The organism is Frankia torreyi, from assembly GCF_000948395.1.
In the GTDB taxonomy this organism is placed as follows: domain Bacteria; phylum Actinomycetota; class Actinomycetes; order Frankiales; family Frankiaceae; genus Frankia; species Frankia torreyi.
Genome location: NZ_JYFN01000014.1, coordinates 71,809 through 91,545 on the forward strand (window position 1 = coordinate 71,809; position 19,737 = coordinate 91,545).

A 19,737-nucleotide genomic window follows, 5' to 3' on the forward strand; every position below is an offset into this window, starting at 1 on the left:
NCCCNGCNGGCGACCGCCGCATGACCGCCGGCGACAACTCGGCCGGCGCCGCCGGGACCTCGGCGAGGCCGGAGACCTCGGGAACCGCAGAAGCCGCACGGACCACGGGAGCCGCAGAAGCCGTGACGGCCGTGGGGACCGTGGGGGTGATCGGCGCGGGGGTGATGGGCGCGGGGATCGCGCAGGCGGCGGCGGTGGCCGGCTGCGCGGTGGTCTGCGTCGACACGAGCGGCGCGGCCCGCGAGCGCGCCCGCCGCCAGCTCGTCGAGGGCCGCTTCGGGCTGCGGGCCGCGGTCGAGCGCGGGAAGCTGGCCGCCGCGGACGTCGACCGGGTGGCCGCGAGGATCGCCTGGGAGTCCGAGCTGTCGGCCGTCGCCGGCGCGGCGGTGGTCATCGAGGCCGTGCCGGAGGACCTCGCGTTGAAGGTCCGGGTGTTCCGCGAGCTCGACCGGGTCGCCGCCGCCGGCGCGGTCCTCGCCACCAACTCCAGCGGCTTCCCAGTCGGGGCGCTGGCCGCGGCGACCGACCGGCCCACCCGGGTCCTCGGTTGGCACTGGTCGTCACCCGCGCAGATCATGCGCTTCGCCGAGATCGTCGTGACCGAGCACACCGACCCGGACGCCGTCGAGACGGTGACCCGGCTCGCCCACGGGCTGGGCAAGAACCCGGTCGTCGTGCGCGACGCCCCGATGTCCTGGGGCTACGTCGCCAACCGGGTCTACTGGGCGGCGGTGGCCGAGGCGCGCCGGATCGTCGCCGAGGGGGTCAGCACCGAACGCGACGTCGACCAGTTGCTGGTCGACTGCTTCCGCTGGCCCGTCGGACCATTCACGATGATCCAGGGCGCCACGGCAGGCTGGACGTAGCCAGCTCGCGGACTCCCGATCCATTGTGGATCACGGTGTTCCGCGGAACCGCGCCATCCAGCCCAGCCCCAGCCGGGCGATCATGGAGATTCCGCGGCGCCGGGCAACCCCGTCGCAGCCTCCCCGACTCCCCCTGCCCGGACCAAGCACGACGACAGAACTGCATCAGGGACGAATAATCTTCAGGAGCGCATGATGCCCGGTCTCACCTTCGATCTGTCCGGCCGCGCCGCCGTGGTCACCGGCGCCAGCAGGGGCATCGGCGCGGCGTGCGCGCGTGCTCTCGACGCCGCGGGCGCGCGGGTGGCCGTCGTCGCCCGCGGCAGCGCGGGCCTGGCCGCCGTCGCCGACCAGCTCGTCAACAAGCCGGTCACGATCAGCGCGGACCTCACCGTCGAGGCCGACGTGCGGCGGGTGGCCGACCAGGCCCTCGAGGAGCTCGGCGACGTCGACATCCTGGTGAACAACGCCGGGCTCGGCTGGCACCAGCCGCCGGAGGCCATCACCGCGAAGCCGCTGGACCTGCAGCTCAACCTCAACCTGCGCAACGTCATCCTGCTGACCTCGTGGCTCGCGCCGTCGCTGCTGCGGACGCGGGGATGCGTGGTCACGATGTCGTCGGCGGCGGCCTACGGCGGGGACGTCGAACAGGCCGTCTACGCGGCGACGAAGGGCGGGCTGAACACCCTGACCCAGAATCTCGCCACCGCCTGGGGCGATCGGGGGGTGCGGGTCAACGCGGTCGCGCCCGGCTTCGTCGACACCGACATCTGGCAGCCGCTGGTCGCGGCCCTCGGCGAGGAGGGCTACCAGCGGTTTCGCCGGGCGACGGCGGCCGGCATCCCGCTGCGGCGCTGGGCGAGCGCCGACGAGATCGCGACCGTCGTGCTGTTCCTGTGCTCCGACGCGGCGTCCTACCTCACGGGCCAGACGCTCGTCGTCGACGGGGGCGGCGCCCCGCTCCCGAGCCGGCACCTCCCGGCCTGACCCGAGCCGCCGGGGCGGTGGCTCGGCGGGCGGCCGGTCAGCCGCTGACGAGGATCGTCGAGCGGTTCGTGCCGGCCATGCCACCGGTGATCACCGCGCTGCGGGCGGCGTCGACCTGGCGATCCCCCGCGTCGCCACGCAACTGCTGCACCGCCTCGATCACGGAGCCGAACCCCTGCGTGGCACGCCCCTCGCTCAGGTTGCCGCCGTGCGTGCACACCGGAACCCGGCCGTGCAGCCGCAGCCGCTGCTCATCGTCGGACCACGACTCGCGCAGCAGCGCCGGGCCCTCCCCCGGCCCGGTGTACAGGGCCTCCAGCCACAGCATCGCCAGGATCGTGAACCCGTCGTACGGGTAGGCGAGGTCGATGTCGGCGGGGGTCAGGTCGCTGCGGGCGAACAGGTTGGCGACGGCGCGGCGGGCGGCGAGCCCGTCCGCCTCGGGCCACAGCAGCCCGTCGTTGCGCTCCGGCAGGGCGCTGGCGAACGCCTCGACGAGCACGGGCGGGTGCGGCAGGTCGCGGGCCCGGCGCTCGGTGGTGACCACGACGGCGAGCGCGCCGTCGATCGGCGCGTCCATGTCGAGCAGGCACATCGGATCGTCGATCATCGGGGCGGCGAGGTAGTCCTCGACGGTCAGCGGGGCGCGGAAGACCGCCCGGGGGTTGCGGGCGGCGTTCGTCCGGTTGTTGACGGAGATCCGGGCGAAGTCCTCCCGGGTGCTGCCGTGGCGCGCCATGTGCTCCCGCATCACCCGCGCGGCCCACAGCATCGAACCGCCGTGTTCCACCAGCGCGTGGTCGAGGCCGGGGTCGAACTCGTGCGCCGGGGCCTGGCGCAGCGGGTCACCGCGGCCGACGACCGAGGTGTTCGCCCACCGATACTTGCCGTGGTAGCACAGCGCGTAGTCGCAGTTGCCCGTCAGCACCGCGTTCGCCGCTGTGGACAGCGCCGTGACCGACGGCGGCTGCGCCGTGTCCCACCAGCGGACGTCGGGTAATCCCAGCGCGTCGACGACGTACCCGGGCCACAGTGTCGGGGAGTCCGTGCCGTACACGCCGATGACCCCGTCGATCGCGTCCCGCGCGACCCCGCTGTCAAGGACCGCCGCCCGGGCGGCCCGGGCGATGAGACTGCCCGGCCCCACGCCGCTGTCACGCGCCAGCTCCGACCACCCGATCCCCACGATCGCGGCCCGCTCCCACCCGTTCACGCCCCCGCCTCCCCCGCGCCGCCGTCCGCAGCACCCTCGTCCGCAACACCGCCAACCGCACCGCCGTCCGGCCGGGCCGGGGCGGCGTCGACCGGCCCGAACTGCGGATACACGCCGCCGTCGTCCTCCCACCAGCCCAACGCCAGCGGCATCCCGAGCGCGACCCGCTCCGGCTCGATTCCGACGATGCGGGCCAACAGTCGGACGCCCGGCGCCTCGGCCAGTGCCACGACCCCGCTGACGACCGGTGGCGACCCGGGCGCGACGCGGGGCAGGGAGTACGACACCAGCCGTCCCGCCCCGCCGAGCGCGGTCCCCACCAGGGCATCCGACCAGCAGCCGGGGCAGAACGGCCGCGGCGGGAAGACCCAGGTGCCGCAGTCCTTGCAGCGGTCGACGCGCAGCTCCCGCCGCTGCCACCCCTGCCACAGCTCGACGGTGTCGTGATTGATCCGAGCCATCCTGACCCCCAGCCGCCCGGCAACTTTTTCTCGACTCGCGAGTCGAGCATATATCCAGGGCCTGGTCGCCGACCCCGCGGAGGGATAGCGAAGGGATCGAGTAGGGATGGCGGCGTCGACCGTCAGGGTCGTATGGGTGACGGTCTCGATCGTGGCGCGTGATCCCGAGACCGGTCGGCTGGGAGTCGCGACCGCGAGCCGGGTCCTTGCCGTGGGCGCGGGCGTCCCGCACCCGCGTCCGGGAGTGGGCGCCGTGGCGGTGCAGGCGGGGCGCCGCGGCGGTGGGGAATCTGGCGCACGCCCCGGCGTCGCCGGACACCGGGCGCTGACGGCGTCATCCGTTGCGGGGCAGGGTAGTGTCGCGGGGCGTGACTCTCGATCGGTGGCGGGATCGGTACGCGCAGCGCGCCCAGGGGATGATCGCGAGTGAGGTTCGGGCGCTGTTCGCGGTCGCCTCCCGGCCCGAGATCGTGTCGCTCGCCGGGGGCATGCCGGCGGTCGACGCGCTGCCGCTGGAGGCGGTCGCGGCGACCGTGTCGGAGCTGGTGCTGAGCCGCGGGGCGGTGGCGCTGCAGTACGGCTCGGCGCAGGGTGATCCGGGTCTGCGGGCACGGATCTGCGACGTCATGGCGATGGAGGGCATCACCGACGCCCATCCCGACAACGTGGTGGTGACGGCGGGCTCGCAGCAGGCGCTCGACCTGCTCACCCGCGTGTTCGTCGATCCCGGCGACGTCGTCGTCACCGAGGGGCCCACCTACGTCACGGCGATCAACACGTTCGCGGCCTACCAGGCACGGATCGTGCACGTGCCGATGGACGGCGACGGCCTGTCGCCGGGCGCACTCGCGCAGACGCTGGAGCGGCTGGCCGCCGAGGGCGCCCGGGTGAAGCTGCTCTACACGGTCCCGACCTTCCAGAATCCCGGCGGGATCACGCTGACGCCGCCGCGGCGGGCCGAGGTGCTGGAGATCTGCCGGCGCGCCGGGGTGCTGGTCGTCGAGGACAACCCGTACGGGCTGCTGTCGTTCACGGGTGAGCCGGTGCGGGCGATGCGCGCCGACGCCCCCGACGACGTCGTGTACCTGGGATCGTTCTCGAAGACGTTGGCGCCGGGACTGCGGGTCGGGTGGGCGCTGGCCCCGGCGCCGGTGGCGGCCCGGCTGGTGCTGGCCGCCGAGTCGGCGATCCTGTCCCAGTCGATGTTCACTCAGCTGGTGGTCGAACGGTATCTGGCGACCCAGCCGTGGGCGGAGCAGGTGAAGGTGTTCCGGGAGATGTACCGGGAGCGTCGCGACGCCATGCTCGACGCCCTGGCCGAGTCGATGCCCGCCGGCGCCACCTGGACCCGGCCGGACGGCGGGTTCTTCGTCTGGGTGACGCTGCCGGGCGGGGTGGACACCCGGGCGATGCTGCCGCGGGCGATCGCCGCCCGGGTCGCCTACGTTCCCGGGGCCGGGTTCTACGCCGACGGGTCGGGTGGCAGCAGCATGCGGTTGTCGTTCTGCTACCCACCACCCGAGCGCATCCGCGACGGGGTCGGCCGGCTGGGCCGGGTCGTGCGGGACGAGCTGGCCCTTCGGGACACCTTTGCCCCTGACACCGTCGCCGACTGCCCATGACACCGTCGCCGACTGCCCATGACCCCGTCGCCGACCGGCCCTGATGTGCCCGACACCGCGAAGGACGCGATGATGACCGATCTGGGCCGTGTGCTGATCCTCGCCGGGGGGCTCTCGCCCGAGCGCGAGGTGTCGCTGCGATCGGGCGGGAGGCTGCGCGACGCGCTGACCCGCATCGGGGTCGAGGCCGACCTGGCCGACGTCGATGCCGCGACGCTGCCCGCGCTGGCCGCCGACCCGCCCGACGTGGTGTTCCCCGTGCTGCACGGGACGTCGGGTGAGGACGGCACGATCCGCGAGGTCCTGGACCTCTACGACCTGCCCTACGTGGGCGCCGCGCCGCCGGCCTGCCGGGTGGCGTTCGACAAGGCGACGGCGAAGGCGGCCGTCGGCGCCGCCGGGGTGGCGACGCCGGCGGCGGTGACGCTGCCCCGCGAGGCGTTCCACGACCTGGGCGCCGCCGCGTTGATCGAGCGGATCGTCGCCCGGCTGGGACTGCCGGTCGTGGTGAAGCCCCGCGCGGGCGGGTCGGCGTTCGGGGTCAGCCGGGTCGACGACGCGGGCGGACTCGCCGAGGCGCTGATGAGCTGCTTCGGCTACCACGACTCGGCCCTGATCGAACGGGCGGTCGCCGGCATCGAGATCACCGTCGGCGTCGTCGACACCGGCGACGGGCCGGTCGCGTTGCCGGCGGTCGAGATCGAGCCGGCCGCGGGGGTGTACGACTACGCCGCCCGCTACACGGCGGGCGCGACCGCGTTCTTCACCCCGGCCCGCCTCGACGACGCGGTGCTGCGCGCCGCCGCCGCGACCGCCGTCACCGCGCATCGCGTGCTGGGCCTGCGCGACCTGTCCCGCACCGACATGATCGTCGACGCGGCCGGCGTCGCGCAGTTCCTGGAGGTGAACGTGGCCCCCGGCATGACCGACACGAGCACCTGGCCGATGGGCCTGCACGCCGCCGGCCTCGACTTCGCCGTGCTCTGCCGCGACCTGGCGGCCCGAGCGCGCACGCGCCGCGACGCCGCTCACGCCGGCTGACCGCGACGGCTGACCGCGGCGGCCGATCGCGGCGCCGGCTCGACAGACACTCCGACCGACACTCCGGCGGAACGCGGTCAACCCACCCGGCCTTGGCCTGACAGCCGCGCCCGCATCAGGGCGAGCGGTGTGGCATCGGCTCGGCCAGTGCCGCCCGCCACGGGGGCGGGGCGAAGGGGTCGGCGAAGTACTGGGTCTCGTGGACGACGAGGCCGCCGGAGAATTCCATGATGCTCACCGGGTGGGACGGCACGCCGTCGTAGCTGATCACGCACTCGCTCACCCACAGATCCCCGCCGCCGCTGGTCCGAAGCACCGTGAAATGGCGGTCCGCCGGATGGCCACCGCGTTGCGTCGCGATGGTCGCGCGGCAGCCAGGCGGCTTCGCCGAAGAGAACCGGGCGTGTCGTGACGCGGGCGGGCCGTGGTTGCCGGCCGACCCGCGACGATGCCCTGGTGGGCACTCGCCCGGCGGCCCGCGGCCGGCCGGAAATCCCGCTCATGCCCCGCCGGCATATTGGTTTACCTGCTGTATACGTGCACCCTAAGCTGCCGAGATGACGGATACCCGTTCGATACCAATACCGCATTCCCGCCCGGCGGCCGCCGCCGGCGGCGATGCCGCATTCCCTGGCGGCCCCATTCCGGGCGCCCGTCCGCTCGACCGGACGCACGGCGAATTGACCCATGCCCTTTCCCCCGACGACCGTCCGACCCCGGAGTTTCCCCTCTTATGCGCCGCTGTTCCCGCCTAGCCCCCGCACTGGCCCTGCTCGCCGCCGCGACGCTGACCGGCTGTGCGTCCCATGAGGCGAAAGCGGCCGGGTGCGTCAGTCCCGGAGTCACGCCGAACGAGGTGAGAATCGGGCTGCTCTATCCCGACTCCGGTGTTCTCGCGCCTACCTTCAGTTCCTCCCGGGCCGGCATCGACGCCCGCATCGGCCTGGCCAACGAGCGCGGCGGCGTCCACGGCCGGAAGATCGTCTACGACTGGCAGGACGACCGCGGGACCGCCGACGCGAACAGCCAGGGTGCCCGCACCCTGGTGGAACGGCAGAACGTCTTCGGCGTCATCGAGTCCTCCTTCTCCGCCAGCGGCAGCGCCCAGTACCTCGCCGACCGTGGCGTCCCCGTGACCGGAATCGCGACCGAGAACATCTGGTCGCACTACCGGAACATGTTCTCGTTCTCCTATACCGACGGGAACGCGGTCGACACATTCGGCACCTTCGTGCACAACCGTGGGGGAAAACGCGTCCTGCTGGTTCAGGCCGCGTTGTCCGCGAGCGTCTCGGAGCTCACCTCGAAATACGACCAGAGCATCCGGGCCGCCGGGCTCGACCTGGCCGGCATCCTGAGCTACTCGTCGCAGGCCGACAATCCCGCGGAAACCGCGCGACGGATCGCCGAGTCGGGCGCCGACACGGTCATCTTCCTCATCCAGCCGCCCGACTACCTCCAGGTGCTGAGCGCCCTGCGCGGCGCCGGTCGGCTACCGGGGCTCGTCATGGCGGTCACCGGTTATGACCGGCAACTCCTGGAGACCGCGGGCGCGCAGATGGCCGGGCTCGTCATCCCCGTCTTCTACCGCCCGTTCGAACTCGGCGGCGCCGCCGTCGAAACCTACGAGAAGGCGGTGACCCGCTTCGCCCCCCAGATCCCGCAGGCGCAGCACGACTTCGCGTTGATGTCCTACGTCGACACCGACATGTTCATCCGTGGGCTGGAGACGGCCGGGCCCTGCCCCACCCGGCGGGCGTTCATCGACGGGCTGCGGTCGGTGACGGACTACGACGCGGACGGTCTGATCGCGCCGATCGACATCGCCCACGGGCTCGGCAGGACGACGAACTGCTACTCGTTCGTCCAGGTCAACCCTACGGGCACGGCCTTCGACGTGGTCGACCGAGACCGCTGCGGACGGGAGATCACCCCGTAGCGGTCCGCCGCCCGGCGCGGGCTCTCCCCGGTCACCCGACCGGGGAGAGCCCGCCCCCCCCCGGGGGGGGGCGCCGTCACCAGGTGGCGGGCAGGTGCGCGGGGCCCATGACGAAGTTCGACCGGGTCCACTCCATCTCGCCGTCGGGGTGGATGTCGGGGAAGGCCCGCAGCAACGTGGTGATCATCGCGATCGCCTCCGCCCGGGCCACGTGGGCGCCAAGGCAGAAGTGCTGGCCGAGGCCGCTGAAGGCGAGGTGGCGGTTGGGCGTGCGGGTGATGTCGAACCGCTCCGGGTCGGTGAACTCCCCCGGATCCCGGTTGCCGGCGCCGTAGTAGACGCACACCTTGTCCCCGGCGCTGATGCGCCGCCCGCCGATCTCGACGTCGCGCAGGGCGGTCCGGCGGTTGTACACCACCGGCGTGACCCAGCGCAGCATCTCCTCGACGGCGGCGGGCATCCGGCCGTCCAGGTCCGCCAGCAGAAGCTCGCGCTGGTCGGGATGGGTGAACAGGGCGTGTAGGCCGCCGCCGATCAGGTGCCGGGTGGTGTCGCCGGCGCCGACGATGAGCAGGGTCATGTTGGCCGAGAAGTTCTCCAGGCTCATCGGCGCCCCGTCCAGCTCGCAGGCCGCGAGCATCGAACAGACGTCGTCGCCGGGGTTCGCCCGGCGGTCCTCCCACACCTGGATCGAATACTGGATCAACGCCTCGGTCGCGCCCTGGCGCTCCTGCTCGGTGTAGGCGCCGCCGCCGAGGCCGATCTCGATGTACTCGTAGAGGCGCACCGCGTCGTCGCGGGGAATGCGCAGCACGTCGGCCGTCACGTAGGCCGCGATCTTCCCGGCCACGTCCACGGCGAGATCGCACCCGCCGGCCGGGCGGATCTCGGCGACGATCGCCTCGGCGGCGTCGACGAAGCGGGTCATCCGGCGGCGCACCGCCGAGGGCATGAACCCGGGGACGACCGCGCGGCGGATCACCGTGTGCAGCGGCGGGTCGAGGTTCACCATCGACTTGTCCTCGGTCTCCATGAAGTCCTCGATCATGGAGACCGGCCAGTGGGAGAAGTTCTCGTCGTCGCGGTTGACGGCGCGGATGTCCTCCCAGCGGGTGACGGCCCAGAAGCCCGGCCCGTTCGGCTCGTCGTTCCAGTGCACGGGATCATGCTCGCGCAGCCGGGCGTAGAGCCCGTACGGATGCCCGTGCTCGAAGCTCGCCAGGGAGTACAGGTCGATCGACTCGGTCTCCAGGATCGTCATGCGCTCGCTGCTCCCGCGGTCGAGACCGCCGGCGCCGCGGCGGGCAGAGTGATCTCCTCGAGGATGGTCGCCGAGAGGGTCGTGATCGCGAGGCGACCGTCGGCCTCGCGCATCGTCACGTGATAATCGCCGACACCGTGGGCGGTGCCGTCGGCCCGGCCCAGCCAGTACTGGAAGTAGCTGCGCACGTCGACGGAGCCGTCGGGCTCGACGTCGACGAGCAGGTTGGACACGAGGTGGCGGGCCCACTGCCGCTGGTCGAACAGCGAGGCGAGGATGTCCACCACGGTGTCGCGCCCGGCGAAGACCTGCTCGCTTCCCGGGCCGCCCTCGACGGTCCCGCCGGCCACCACGAGGGCGGCGTCCGGGGCGAGGACCTCCCGCAGGGCGCCCGCGTCGCCCTGGTCGATCGCCCGGCAGTAGCGGTACAGGACCCTGCCCGCGCGCCAGCCGATCTCGGCCGGCCCGCGGTCGTCCGGTAAGTCTGGCATGCAGCTTCTCCTTTTCGTCCCATCAGCGTTGTCGTCCGATCACCGCTTTCGCCGGATCAGCGATTACGCCGGATCAGCGGTCGATGACCATCCAGAGGTTCGCCACCGAGCTGCCGGCGTCGCAGACGACCGCCTGCCCGTTGACGAGCGAGGCCTCGTCGGAGACCAGGAAGCGGTGCACCCGTGCCACCTCCGCCGGGTCCGCGGCCCGGTTCATCAGCGCCTGCGCCCCCGGCCCGCCGACCGGCCCGGCCGAGGCCGACACCGACGCCGGCGCCTCCGCCGCGTCCGCCCGGGCCTGCGCCTCGGCCTGGGCCATGAGTACCGGCAGCACGTCGGTGTTCGCCAGCAGGTTGGTGGCGACGCCGCCCGGGCACGCGCAGTTGACCCGGATCCGATCGGTGACCAGCTCGAAGGCGAGGGCCCGCACGACGGCGACGATGCCGCCCTTCGACGCGCTGTACGCGGCCTGCCCGGCCACGCCGGTGAGCCCGGCGATCGACGCGGTCGCCGACATCGCCCCGCCACCCGCGCGGCGCAGGGCCGGGACAGCGGCGGCGAAGGTGCGGATGGTGCCCGCGAGGTTGATGTCGAGGATGGCCGTCCACCGCTCCTCGTCGAGGTCCTCCAGTCGCCGCGCCACGGCCGGACCGCCCACCGTGCCCGCGTTCGCGATCACCGTGTCGAGGTGGCCGTAGGTGGACTCGGCGGCGGCGACGGCCGCCCGCACCTCGTCGGCGCGGCGCACGTCCACCCGGTGGAAGATGGCCTCGCCGCCGGCCGCGACGATCTCCTTCGCCACCGCCTCCCCCTGCTGGTCGATGTCGGCGACGATGACCCTGGCCCCGTCGGCGGCGAGCACCCTCGCGGTAGCGGCGCCGATGCCCGACGCCGCCCCGGTGACGAGTGCCACCCTCCCCCGCAGACTCATGATGATCTCCGATCCTGGATCTTCCGATGGGCCCGCGCAACAGTTGTGATGAAGTGGCTGCTCAGAGTGCCTTCGCCGCGGCCGCAAGGCCTTCGATCAGCTCTCCCGCCTCCGCGGCCGAGCGCAGGCGGTGGTTGGGGCCGGCGACGGCCATGGTCGCCCCGGCCTCGAGGTAGGGCTCGGCGGCGGCGACGGTGCGCGCCGCGTCGATCCCCCCGGCCGCGTCGAGCACCGGCGGCAGCGGCACCCGCACGACGAGCGTCGCCGGGTCGCGCCCGGCATCGGCGTACGCCGAGCGCAGCGCGGCCACGCCGGCGCGCACCTGCTCGGGGGTGACGCCCACCGGCGTCCACCCGTCGCCGAGACGGGCGATGCGGCGGACGTTCGCCGCCGTCGCGGCCACGCCGTAGTAGAGCGGGATGCGGCCCTGGACGGGCACGGGCCGGGCGATCAGGCCCTCGAGGCGGCCGGCGCCAGGGCCAGCGTCGTCACCGCGGGCAGCGTCACGGCCGGCAGCGTCACGGCCGGCGGCGTCACCGCGGGCGGCGGCGAGCGGCAGGGAGAACGGCTGCTCGCCCCAGGCCAGCCGGCAGGTCTCGATCACCTCGTCGAAGCGGTGCCGCCGCTGCGCCCAGGCCAGCCCGACGCCGGCGTACTCCTCGGGCTGCCAGCCGGTCCCGACGCCGAGCTCGACCCGCCCGCGGGAGATCACGTCAAGCGTCGCGACCTCCTTGGCGAGCACGAGGCCGGCCCGCAACGGGGCGAGCAGCACCGCGGTCGACAGCCGGATCCGCTCGGTGACCGCGGCGACCGCGGCCAGCGACAGCAGCGGATCGGGCCAGGCGGTGTCGGGCGGGTGGCCCCACGGCCCGTACGGGTAGCGCGAGGTGTCGGGCGCCATCACGAGGTGCTCGCCGAAACACAGCGAGTGCAGCCCGGCCGCGTCAGCCTGCCGGGCCATCGCGAGGAAGGCGTCGAAGTCGCCGCCGGGAGCCAGGCCGGGCCGGGCGAACAGGCAGAGGTCCACGGGGGCGATCTCCCTCCAGCACCGGCGCGGCCGGTCCCCCGGCACCGTCGCCGCGAGGATTCGCCGACCGTAAGATCGCTCCCGATTTTTGTCAACCCAACGGTCGACGGAACAGCCCGCCCCCCGTACCGCCCCTTGATCGCAAACGGACCCGCCCCTAAGTCCTCCGCTTGACGTTCTAAAGCAGGTGGCTTAGAAATCGACGTCATGGCGTGGGACTTCGAGACGGACCGGGCGTTCGCCGAGCAGCTCGAGTGGGTCGACGCGTTCGTGCGGGAGGAGGTCGAGCCGCTGGATCACGTCCTGCGGGAGCCGTTCGACAAGACCGACGAGGTGGCGAACGCGATCGTGCGTCCGCTGCAACAGGCCGTGCGGGAGCGCGGGCTGTGGGCCGCCCACCTCGGCCCCGAGCTCGGCGGGTCCGGCTACGGGCAGGTACACCTCGCGCTGCTCAACGAGATCCTCGGCCGCTCACGCTGGGCGCCGTCGGTGTTCGGCTGCCAGGCGCCGGACTCCGGCAACGCCGAGATCCTCGCCCACTTCGGCACGCCCGAGCAGCGGGCCAGCTACCTCCAGCCGCTGCTCGACGGCCGGATCAGCTCGTGCTACTCGATGACCGAGCCGCAGGCCGGCGCCGACCCGACGCTGTTCCGCGCCTCCGCCCACCTCGACGGCGACACCTGGGTCCTGCGGGGCGAGAAGTGGTTCTCCACCAACGCCCGCTACGCCAGCTTCTTCCTGGTCATGGCGATCACCGATCCGGACGCCGGCCCGTACGAGCGCGCCAGCATGTTCATCGTGCCGGCGGGCACTCCCGGCTTGGAGATCATCCGTAACGTGGCGCTCGGCCACGAGGCGGCCGAGCTCGGCGCGCACGGGTACGTCCGCTACGACGACGTGCGCATCCCGGCCGATCACCTGCTCGGGCAGCGCGGTCGGGCGTTCGCCATCGCCCAGACCCGGCTCGGCGGCGGCCGCATCCACCACGCCATGCGGACCATCGCCATGGCCCGCCGGGTCTTCGACGCGATGTGCGAGCGGGCGCTGTCGCGCCAGGTGCGCTCCGGCCCGCTGGCCTCGCTCGGCGTGGTGCAGGAGCAGATCGCCGACAGTTGGATCGAGATCGAGCAGTTCCGCCTGCTGGTGCTGCGCACGGCCTGGCTGATCGACAAGCACAACGACTACCGTCGGGTCCGCCGCGACATCGCCGCGGTGAAGGTGGCGATGCCGAAGGTGCTGCACGACATCTCCCGCCGCGCGCTGCACCTGCACGGCGCGCTCGGCATCTCCAACGAGATGAACTTCGTCGAGATGCTGGTCGCCGCGGAGCTGCTCGGCCTCGCCGACGGTCCCACCGAGGTGCACCGGGTCACGATCGCCCGCGAGGTCCTCAAGGACCACCGCGCGGTCGAGACGCTGTTCCCGAGCGACCACCTGCCCACCCTGCGAGAGGCCGCCCTCCGCCAGTTCGCGGGCCGCCTCGGCACCGTCGACAACGACAACGACATCGACAACGACAACGTCGGCGTCGGGCTCGGTAACGGCGGTCCCGTCAACGGCGCCGCCCCCGCGCCGGCATGAACGGCGGCGCGGACGACCCGGCGGGCACCGTGCCCGGGGTGGACCTCGGCCGGCTGGCCGCGTGGATGGACGGTCAGGGTCTGCCGGCGGGGCCGATCACCGCCGTCGAGCGGCTCGCCGGCGGCACCCAGAACGTGCTCGTGCGCTTCGACCGCGGTGGGCTGCGGTTCGTGCTGCGCCGCCCGCCGGTGCACAAGCGGCCCGACAGCGACCGGACGATGCGCCGGGAGGCACGTGTGCTCGCCGCCCTGGCGTCCACCGACGTTCCGCATCCCCGGCTGATCGCCGCCTGCTCCGATGAGGCCGTCCTGGGCGCGGCGTTCTACCTGATGGAACCGGTCGACGGCGCCAATCCGACGGTCGAGCTGCCCGCCGGCTACCGGACCTCGGCGGGCTGGCGACACCGGCTGGGTCTCGCGATGGCCGAGGGGGCCGCCGCGATCGCCGCCGTCGACCACGCCGGCGCCGGCCTCGCCGACCTGGGCAAACCCGCCGGCTACCTGGAACGGCAGGTCGGCCGCTGGCGCGGTCAGCTCGAGGGCTACCGCACCCTGCCGGGCTACCCGGGACCCGAGGCGCCGGAGCTGGACGCGATCGGCGCCTGGCTGGACGCCCACCGGCCCGACGACTTCCGCCCCGGGCTGGTGCACGGCGACTACCATCTCGCCAACGTGCTCGTGACGGCGGACCGCCCGGCGCTCGCCGCGATCATCGACTGGGAGCTGGCGACCATCGGCGATCCCCTGCTCGACCTGGGCGGCCTGCTCACCACCTGGCCCGGTCCCGAGGGGCCGCCGCCCGGGGCACCGGGCGTGCGTCCCTGGGACGGGTTCCCCACGGCAGCCGAGCTCGTCGCCCGCTACGGCGAGATCAGCGGCCGGGACCTGCGATCCCTGCCCTGGTACGAGGTCCTCGCCGGCTACAAGATCGGCATCATCCTGGAGGGGACCTACGCCCGCGCCTGCGCCGGCCAGGCCGACCCCGCCGTCGGCCGGCAGTTGCGCGCCACCGCCCGGCGGCTGTTCGCCCGGGCGAGCGCGCGGATCGCGACGGCATGAGCGGCGAGCACACCCGCCGCGACCTGCTGCTGGCCGCCGAGCGGCTGTTCGCCGCCGGCGGCATCGACGGCCCCAGCATGCGTGAGATCAGCAAGGCCGCCGGGCAGCTCAACACGAGCGCGCTGCAGTACCACTTCGGCGACCGGCAGGCCGTCCTCGCCGCGATCATCGACCGGCATCACCGGGACATCGAGACCCACCGGCTCGGCCTGCTCGACGCCCTGGAGCTCGACGGGGAGCCCCCCGGGGAGCTCGACGGGGAGCCCGCTGGGGAGCTCGACGGGGAGCCCGCTGGGGAGCCCGCCGGCGAGCCCGGGCTGCGCGCGCTGGCCGCCGCGCTCGTGCTCCCCCAGGCGGCCCGCCTGGACCATCACGACGGCGGACCCGAGTACCTGCAGATCATCGCCGAGGTGACCGCGCGCCCCGAACGCTTCGCGGCCAGCTTCGCGGCGGCGTCGGCCGCGCCGAGCATGGTCCGCTGGCGCGCCCTGGTCACGCCCTTTCTGCCGCCCGCCGCGGTGGGCCCGCCGCTGCACCGCCGGTTCGCGGCGATCCGCTTCCTCAACGGGGAGCTGGCCACCCGCGCCCGGGAGCACCACCGCCCGGACCACCGCCTGTTCGCCAGTCACCTCGTCGATCTGGTGACGGCGATCCTCGCCGCCCCGGTCTCGGCGCAGACCAGCCGGCACATCCACTCCGGCACGCCGAGCCCCGCCGACCGGTAGGGTCGGAATGCGGCGCGACCGCCGGATGAGGGCCGAACGCGCAGCTCATCGGGTCGAGCCCGGGCGGGTCGAGCAACCGGGGCGGCCCGGGATCGGTAGTGCCCGCGGCCGTGCCGCGCGGCCTTCAGGGGGAGCGAGGCACCGCGGGCGATGCTTCGGTACACGCTGCCGGTGACGCACCGGCCGGACCGCGACGGCGTGCTGAGCCAGCACCGCCACGTCCCCTTCTTCCTGGCTCTGGAGATCGCCTCGCAGGCCTGGGCGCGGGCGCTCGCGACGACCTGTTCGGGGCTGCTCGCCCCCGCCGACCTCGCCGTCGTCGACGTGGCCAGCAGCTACCGCCGGGAGCTGTTCACCGGCGACGTCCTGTTCGACGTCACCCTGGCGAAGTTCGGCACCAGCTCGCTGACCTTCGCCCTGGAACTCACCCAGCACGATCACCCGGCGGCGAGCCTGACCGCGACCCTGGTGAAGGTCGACGACGACCGGCTGCACTCGATGCCCTTCACCCCCGAGCAGCGGGCCGGCCTGGAGCGGCTCCTGCTCGCCTGAGCACCACGCCGGGCGTCGTCCAGGCCCGGTCCCGTCCCCGGGAACGGGGGCCTACCAGGGGAGGTCGGCGAGCAGCGCCTCGACGCGCGCCCGCACCCCCGCGGCCGTCTCCGGGTTGGTGAGGATGTGGACCCGGTCGGCCTCGACGCCCTCGAGCGCGATCCGGGCGACGTCCGCCGGCAGCAGGACGCCGGCGCCGCGCTGCGCCGCCCGGTCGGCGAGGGTGTCCGTCGGGTCGGGCGTCGCCGCCCCCGCCGGCTGGTTCGCCCGCGACGTCTCGCCGAGCGCCGTCGCCACCGGCCCCGGGCACAGCACGCTCGCGCCGAGGGTGGGAGCGACCCCCCGAAGCTCCAGGTTGAGCGTCTCGGTCAGCCCGATGACGGCGTGCTTGACGGCGTTGTACGGCGTCAGCGTCGGCAGCGGCATGAGGCCGCCGACGGAGGCGGTGTTGAGGACGTGGCCGCCGCCCTGGCGGATCAGATGCGGCACGAAGTGGTGCACGCCGTGGACCACCCCGAGCAGCGCCACGTCGATCAGCCAGCGCCAGCTGGCCAGGCTCTGCTCCCACATCGGTGCCGGCCGGCTCACCACCCCGGCGTTGTTGCACACCAGGTCCACCCGGCCGAACCGGTCGATCGTGGCCGCGGCGAGGGCGCCCACCTGGTCGGCGTCGCCGACGTCGGCCGCGACCGCGAGCGTGGTGGCCCCCGTCGCGGCGAGCGTGGCGGCGGCCCGCTCGACGGCGTCGGTCTGCACGTCGGACAGGACGACGGCCACGCCCCGGGCCGCGAGCGCCTCGGCCAGCCCGTACCCGATCCCGCTGGCCGCCCCCGTCACCACTGCGACCTGCCCCTGCTCGATCCTCATGTCCGCATCCTGCCGGGAATCACCCCCGGACGTCGACGTCGGCCTGAACCGTGCAGGTAAGGGCGCTCACCGTCCTCGCGGACCCGATGGAGGCGTTCGTTCGCCTTTCGGTATCCGCTGACGGACAGACTTCGTGCCACAGCGGAGCCGGCCGTTGCGCAGCGCAGAAAGGTCATCTACCTTCCGTCACTGGACGGTTCGCGGAACGGCCACATGAAGGGACACGAACCTGTGGACGACGATGTCCAGGTGCTGGACCCAGGGCGACCGGCACTGTCGCTGCCATCACCGCGGCCGGCCGGATCGCACAAGGACCCGCAGCTCCGGGATGACCCGCAACTCCGGGATGACCCGCAGGTCCAGGACGACCCGCAGGTCGACGTGCTGATCGCGGGCTACGGCCCGGTCGGCGCGGTGCTGGCCGCCCTGCTCGGCGGACGCGGGCTGTCGGTGGCCGTCGTCGAGCCGCAGCACGAGCCCGTACCACTGCCCCGCGCGGTGAGCCTCGACGAGGAGGTCCTGCGCCTCCTGGTCCGGCTGCCGGGCCTCGGTGACCTGATCGACCACGTCCACGCCTCCGAGCGCAGCACGATCCTCGGGCCAGGCCGGCGGGTCCTGATCGAGCTGGGTCTCGGCGAAAGCGAGCTCGGCATGCCCGCCGCCGCGTTCTTCCACCAGCCCACCCTCGAACGTGACCTGCGCGCCGGCATCGCCACCCTGCCGACGGTCCGGCTTCACCTCGGCCGCGCCGTCACCGCCCTGCACCAGCACACCAGGTCCGGCACCGGGAACGCGGCCCGCCACGGCCACGGCCGCGACGACGGCGCCGTGACCGTCGAGCTGGACGACGGCAGCCGGCTACGCGCTCGGTGGGTCGTCGGCTGCGACGGTGCCGCGAGCCCCGTGCGACGCATGCTCGGCATCGGCTACCAGGGATCAACCTTCACGCAACGCTGGCTCGTCGTCGACGTCACCACCCCGGCGCCGCTGGCGCACCTGCCGTACTTCACCTACAGCTGCGATCCGCGGCGCCCGTCGGTCAGCATGCCCATGCCCGGCGGTCACCGGTGGGAGTGGATGTTGCTCCCCGGCGAGGATCCGGAGCAGATGGCCGCGCCCGCCGGCGTGCGCGCGCTGCTGCGCCCCTGGGTCGACCCGGACCAGGTCCAGGTCACGCGCACGGCCGTCTACACCTTCCACGCCCGTACGGCCGACCGTTGGCGGCGCGGGCGAGTCCTGCTCGCCGGCGACGCGGCGCACAGCATGCCACCGTTCAGCGGGCAGGGCCTGGGCGCGGGCGTCCGTGACGCCGCCGCCCTCGCCTGGCGACTCGACGAGATCCTGCGCGGCCTTGCCCGCGACGACCTGCTCGACAGCTACGAACGGGAACGACGCCGGCACGTCGAGACGGTGATCGCCGGATCGCTCCGGATCGGCCGCGTCCTGCAGACGACCGACCCGGCCCTCTCCCGGCTCACCCGCACCCTCCTGTTCACCCTCGGCCGGACCCCGGGTCTGCGCCAGGCGTTGCGTGGCGGTGCCACCCAACAGCGCCCCCGTCTGCCCGGCCGGGTCGCCGGCCCGCTGCCGGGCGCCGGCCTCGTCCTGCCCAATCCCCGCCTGCGTACCCTCGACGGCCACCGCCGCCAGCTCGACGATCTTCTTACCGACGGGTGGACACTGATCGGCCTCGGCGGTGACCCCGTCGCCGGCCTGGATCCAACGGCGCGCGCCTGGGCGGACCGGCGCGGCGCCACCGCGTTCGCTGTCGTGCCACCCGGCGGTCTGCGAGCGGTCGCCGAGGTGACCTGCCCGGTCTTCGAGGACCTGGACGGCACCCTGGTACGCCTCCTGACCGCCCCCCGCCTGGCCCGCGTGAGCCCCCTGGCCCGCGTGAGCCGCGTGAGCCGCGTGAGCCGCGTGGGCCAGGGGAGCCCGGGCGTGGACGGAAGCTCTGCATCACGGGCCCTCGCCCCGAGACCGAGCGCGCCGAGAGTGAACGCGCCGAGAGTCGCCGTCGTCCGACCCGACCGCTTCCTGCTCGGTATCTTCCCGACGCCACCGCGGGGAACTGATCTCCCGGGATTCGCCACGCCTGCCGGCTTCCGGGACACGCCCCGTCCGGATCTCGATCAGGTCGATTGCACCGATTCCGTCGACCTCATCGCCGCGGCGGCGAACCCGTCGCCGTAGTACCGAAAAGGGCCCAGTCCGACGGGCCCAGTCCGACGTGCTCCGTCGCGCTGTGCCATCCAGCACCGCTCCGATGCCTCCGAGGCAGCGGGTACAGTGCGATCAGATCACTTCACGGGCGGCGATATCCGGCGCGGTCACAGTCGATTCCCGGATCCGCGGCGGCCGTGCGTCATGGGTTGGGGGGCCTGTGAGCAGTTCCGGTGGTTCCGACGGCGGCCTGCTCGGCAGCAGGGCCGTCGCCTTCTGGGCGGTGGTCACGGGCATTCTCGCGGTGGTGACCTTCAGCGTAGGCGTCGCGACCAGATTGACGGCCGGGCCCGACGGGCCCACTCCCACCCCGGCCCCGACCATCTCCTACCCCACCTCATCTCCCACCCGGTCGCCATCTGCCACCCGGTCGCCATCGCCCACCCCGACGCCGTCCGAGGACGCCGGCCCGTCCCCCACCGCGCGGACGGCTCCGCCGTGGCCGTTCGCCACCGTCGGCGGGGCCGCGACCTCGCCATATCGGCCGCCCATCGGGACGGCACCGGCCGGTCCCCGGCCGCTGCAGTACACCTTCGCCGGAGCGAGTCAGTACCCGTGCTCGTCGGAGGGCCGGATCCGGTCCCTGTTCCAGGCGCCGGTGCAACTCGTGGTGGAAAACCGCAGCTCCCAGCTCATCCAGCTCTACTATCTCGACGCCACGGGAAACCGGATCGCGCAGACCAGCATTGCGTCCGGCCGCAGCGTTTCCGTGGCGAGCCACCTGGGTGACGCGTGGCTACCCGCCACCGGCCAGGCGGACTGCATCGGCATCTTCGCGCTGCGCGCAACCAGCCGCATCCAGATTTTCGACGCCCGATAGCCCCCGACGCCCGATAGCCCCCGACGCCCGATAGCCCCCGGCGTCGGAGGATGGCCGGTCCCCATCCCCTGC

Annotated in this window: 20 protein-coding genes; 12 read left to right on the forward strand and 8 right to left on the reverse strand. The window is 73.5% G+C overall.

Annotation, left to right across the window (positions count from 1 at the left end; all coding sequences use genetic code 11):
- The first annotated feature begins 20 nt into the window (after positions 1-20).
- Both FF36_RS11230 and FF36_RS11235 read left to right on the forward strand, forming a co-directional pair.
- On the forward strand, positions 21-866 hold the full coding sequence (locus FF36_RS11230) for a 3-hydroxyacyl-CoA dehydrogenase family protein (protein ID WP_082121829.1): 846 nt from the start codon (positions 21-23) through the stop codon (positions 864-866).
- Between the two features lie 195 nt (positions 867-1,061).
- The gene (locus FF36_RS11235) at positions 1,062-1,853 is read left to right on the forward strand and encodes an SDR family NAD(P)-dependent oxidoreductase (RefSeq protein WP_044885028.1); all 792 of its coding nucleotides are present in this window, start codon (positions 1,062-1,064) and stop codon (positions 1,851-1,853) included.
- A 37-nt stretch (positions 1,854-1,890) separates the two neighbouring features.
- Here FF36_RS11235 and FF36_RS11240 read toward each other — a convergent pair whose 3' ends face one another.
- Both FF36_RS11240 and FF36_RS11245 read right to left on the reverse strand, forming a co-directional pair.
- Complete coding sequence (locus tag FF36_RS11240) at positions 1,891-3,066, reverse strand: thiolase family protein (RefSeq protein WP_044884967.1); 1,176 nt, start codon at positions 3,064-3,066, stop codon at positions 1,891-1,893.
- Complete coding sequence (locus tag FF36_RS11245; protein WP_044884968.1) at positions 3,063-3,527, reverse strand: Zn-ribbon domain-containing OB-fold protein; 465 nt, start codon at positions 3,525-3,527, stop codon at positions 3,063-3,065. The genes FF36_RS11240 and FF36_RS11245 overlap by 4 nt, the downstream gene beginning before the upstream one ends.
- A gap of 106 nt (positions 3,528-3,633) precedes the next feature.
- On the opposite strand from FF36_RS11245, the gene FF36_RS40745 reads away from it, so the two are divergent.
- From FF36_RS40745 to FF36_RS11255, 3 genes are all read left to right on the forward strand, one after another.
- Positions 3,634-3,957, forward strand: a complete 324-nt coding sequence (locus tag FF36_RS40745; protein WP_370657146.1) for a DUF1028 domain-containing protein — start codon at positions 3,634-3,636, stop codon at positions 3,955-3,957.
- On the forward strand, positions 3,944-5,149 hold the full coding sequence (locus tag FF36_RS11250; protein ID WP_044884969.1) for an aminotransferase-like domain-containing protein: 1,206 nt from the start codon (positions 3,944-3,946) through the stop codon (positions 5,147-5,149). The genes FF36_RS40745 and FF36_RS11250 overlap by 14 nt, the downstream gene beginning before the upstream one ends.
- A gap of 72 nt (positions 5,150-5,221) precedes the next feature.
- Positions 5,222-6,190, forward strand: coding sequence for a D-alanine--D-alanine ligase family protein (locus tag FF36_RS11255; RefSeq protein WP_044885029.1), 969 nt, complete (start codon positions 5,222-5,224; stop codon positions 6,188-6,190).
- A 115-nt stretch (positions 6,191-6,305) separates the two neighbouring features.
- Here FF36_RS11255 and FF36_RS11260 read toward each other — a convergent pair whose 3' ends face one another.
- Positions 6,306-6,473, reverse strand: a complete 168-nt coding sequence (locus FF36_RS11260; protein ID WP_199865371.1) for a hypothetical protein — start codon at positions 6,471-6,473, stop codon at positions 6,306-6,308.
- Between the two features lie 450 nt (positions 6,474-6,923).
- On the opposite strand from FF36_RS11260, the gene FF36_RS11265 reads away from it, so the two are divergent.
- Complete coding sequence (locus tag FF36_RS11265) at positions 6,924-8,129, forward strand: ABC transporter substrate-binding protein (protein WP_044884970.1); 1,206 nt, start codon at positions 6,924-6,926, stop codon at positions 8,127-8,129.
- Between the two features lie 76 nt (positions 8,130-8,205).
- Here the strand turns inward: FF36_RS11265 and FF36_RS11270 are convergent, their stop codons facing one another.
- From FF36_RS11270 to FF36_RS11285, 4 genes are all read right to left on the reverse strand, one after another.
- Positions 8,206-9,390 carry a cytochrome P450 gene (locus FF36_RS11270; RefSeq protein WP_044884971.1) on the reverse strand — a complete coding sequence of 395 codons (1,185 nt, stop codon included), beginning with the start codon at positions 9,388-9,390 and terminating at the stop codon, positions 8,206-8,208.
- Complete coding sequence (locus tag FF36_RS11275; protein WP_044884972.1) at positions 9,387-9,881, reverse strand: nuclear transport factor 2 family protein; 495 nt, start codon at positions 9,879-9,881, stop codon at positions 9,387-9,389. The genes FF36_RS11270 and FF36_RS11275 overlap by 4 nt, the downstream gene beginning before the upstream one ends.
- A gap of 73 nt (positions 9,882-9,954) precedes the next feature.
- Positions 9,955-10,812: an SDR family NAD(P)-dependent oxidoreductase gene (locus tag FF36_RS11280; protein WP_044884973.1), complete on the reverse strand. Its 858-nt coding sequence runs from the start codon at positions 10,810-10,812 to the stop codon at positions 9,955-9,957.
- Positions 10,813-10,873: 61 nt separating this feature from the next.
- Positions 10,874-11,839, reverse strand: coding sequence for an LLM class flavin-dependent oxidoreductase (locus tag FF36_RS11285; RefSeq protein WP_242418690.1), 966 nt, complete (start codon positions 11,837-11,839; stop codon positions 10,874-10,876).
- A gap of 207 nt (positions 11,840-12,046) precedes the next feature.
- Between FF36_RS11285 and FF36_RS11290 the strand changes: the two genes are divergently transcribed.
- The 4 genes from FF36_RS11290 to FF36_RS11305 all read left to right on the forward strand — a co-directional run bounded on the left by FF36_RS11290 (position 12,047) and on the right by FF36_RS11305 (position 15,755).
- The gene (locus FF36_RS11290) at positions 12,047-13,420 is read left to right on the forward strand and encodes an acyl-CoA dehydrogenase family protein (RefSeq protein WP_242422436.1); all 1,374 of its coding nucleotides are present in this window, start codon (positions 12,047-12,049) and stop codon (positions 13,418-13,420) included.
- Positions 13,417-14,478: a phosphotransferase family protein gene (locus FF36_RS11295; RefSeq protein ID WP_044884975.1), complete on the forward strand. Its 1,062-nt coding sequence runs from the start codon at positions 13,417-13,419 to the stop codon at positions 14,476-14,478. The genes FF36_RS11290 and FF36_RS11295 overlap by 4 nt, the downstream gene beginning before the upstream one ends.
- The gene (locus FF36_RS11300) at positions 14,475-15,203 is read left to right on the forward strand and encodes a TetR/AcrR family transcriptional regulator (protein WP_044884976.1); all 729 of its coding nucleotides are present in this window, start codon (positions 14,475-14,477) and stop codon (positions 15,201-15,203) included. The genes FF36_RS11295 and FF36_RS11300 overlap by 4 nt, the downstream gene beginning before the upstream one ends.
- A 150-nt stretch (positions 15,204-15,353) precedes the next feature.
- Positions 15,354-15,755, forward strand: coding sequence for an acyl-CoA thioesterase (locus FF36_RS11305; protein ID WP_044884977.1), 402 nt, complete (start codon positions 15,354-15,356; stop codon positions 15,753-15,755).
- A 51-nt stretch (positions 15,756-15,806) separates the two neighbouring features.
- On the opposite strand, the gene FF36_RS11310 is transcribed toward FF36_RS11305, so the two are convergent.
- Complete coding sequence (locus tag FF36_RS11310; RefSeq protein ID WP_044884978.1) at positions 15,807-16,622, reverse strand: SDR family NAD(P)-dependent oxidoreductase; 816 nt, start codon at positions 16,620-16,622, stop codon at positions 15,807-15,809.
- A 231-nt stretch (positions 16,623-16,853) separates the two neighbouring features.
- On the opposite strand from FF36_RS11310, the gene FF36_RS11315 reads away from it, so the two are divergent.
- Positions 16,854-18,815 (forward strand): bifunctional 3-(3-hydroxy-phenyl)propionate/3-hydroxycinnamic acid hydroxylase, encoded by a 1,962-nt coding sequence (locus tag FF36_RS11315; RefSeq protein ID WP_242422437.1) that lies wholly within the window; start codon positions 16,854-16,856, stop codon positions 18,813-18,815.
- 190 nt (positions 18,816-19,005) lie between these two features.
- Positions 19,006-19,665, forward strand: coding sequence for a hypothetical protein (locus FF36_RS31470; protein WP_052681052.1), 660 nt, complete (start codon positions 19,006-19,008; stop codon positions 19,663-19,665).
- Positions 19,666-19,737 lie beyond the last annotated feature (72 nt).

Bases quoted from the DNA above. Each gene is read 5' to 3' on its own strand.
- FF36_RS11230 (WP_082121829.1), top strand. From the start codon at position 21: ATGACCGCCGGCGACAACTCGGCCGGCGCCGCCGGGACCTCGGCGAGG.
- FF36_RS11235 (WP_044885028.1), top strand. From the start codon at position 1,062: ATGCCCGGTCTCACCTTCGATCTGTCCGGCCGCGCCGCCGTGGTCACC.
- FF36_RS11245 (WP_044884968.1), bottom strand. From the start codon at position 3,527: ATGGCTCGGATCAATCACGACACCGTCGAGCTGTGGCAGGGGTGGCAG.
- FF36_RS40745 (WP_370657146.1), top strand. From the start codon at position 3,634: ATGGCGGCGTCGACCGTCAGGGTCGTATGGGTGACGGTCTCGATCGTG.
- FF36_RS11250 (WP_044884969.1), top strand. From the start codon at position 3,944: ATGATCGCGAGTGAGGTTCGGGCGCTGTTCGCGGTCGCCTCCCGGCCC.
- FF36_RS11255 (WP_044885029.1), top strand. From the start codon at position 5,222: ATGACCGATCTGGGCCGTGTGCTGATCCTCGCCGGGGGGCTCTCGCCC.
- FF36_RS11265 (WP_044884970.1), top strand. From the start codon at position 6,924: ATGCGCCGCTGTTCCCGCCTAGCCCCCGCACTGGCCCTGCTCGCCGCC.
- FF36_RS11270 (WP_044884971.1), bottom strand. From the start codon at position 9,390: ATGACGATCCTGGAGACCGAGTCGATCGACCTGTACTCCCTGGCGAGC.
- FF36_RS11275 (WP_044884972.1), bottom strand. From the start codon at position 9,881: ATGCCAGACTTACCGGACGACCGCGGGCCGGCCGAGATCGGCTGGCGC.
- FF36_RS11280 (WP_044884973.1), bottom strand. From the start codon at position 10,812: ATGAGTCTGCGGGGGAGGGTGGCACTCGTCACCGGGGCGGCGTCGGGC.
- FF36_RS11290 (WP_242422436.1), top strand. From the start codon at position 12,047: ATGGCGTGGGACTTCGAGACGGACCGGGCGTTCGCCGAGCAGCTCGAG.
- FF36_RS11295 (WP_044884975.1), top strand. From the start codon at position 13,417: ATGAACGGCGGCGCGGACGACCCGGCGGGCACCGTGCCCGGGGTGGAC.
- FF36_RS11300 (WP_044884976.1), top strand. From the start codon at position 14,475: ATGAGCGGCGAGCACACCCGCCGCGACCTGCTGCTGGCCGCCGAGCGG.
- FF36_RS11305 (WP_044884977.1), top strand. From the start codon at position 15,354: ATGCTTCGGTACACGCTGCCGGTGACGCACCGGCCGGACCGCGACGGC.
- FF36_RS11310 (WP_044884978.1), bottom strand. From the start codon at position 16,622: ATGAGGATCGAGCAGGGGCAGGTCGCAGTGGTGACGGGGGCGGCCAGC.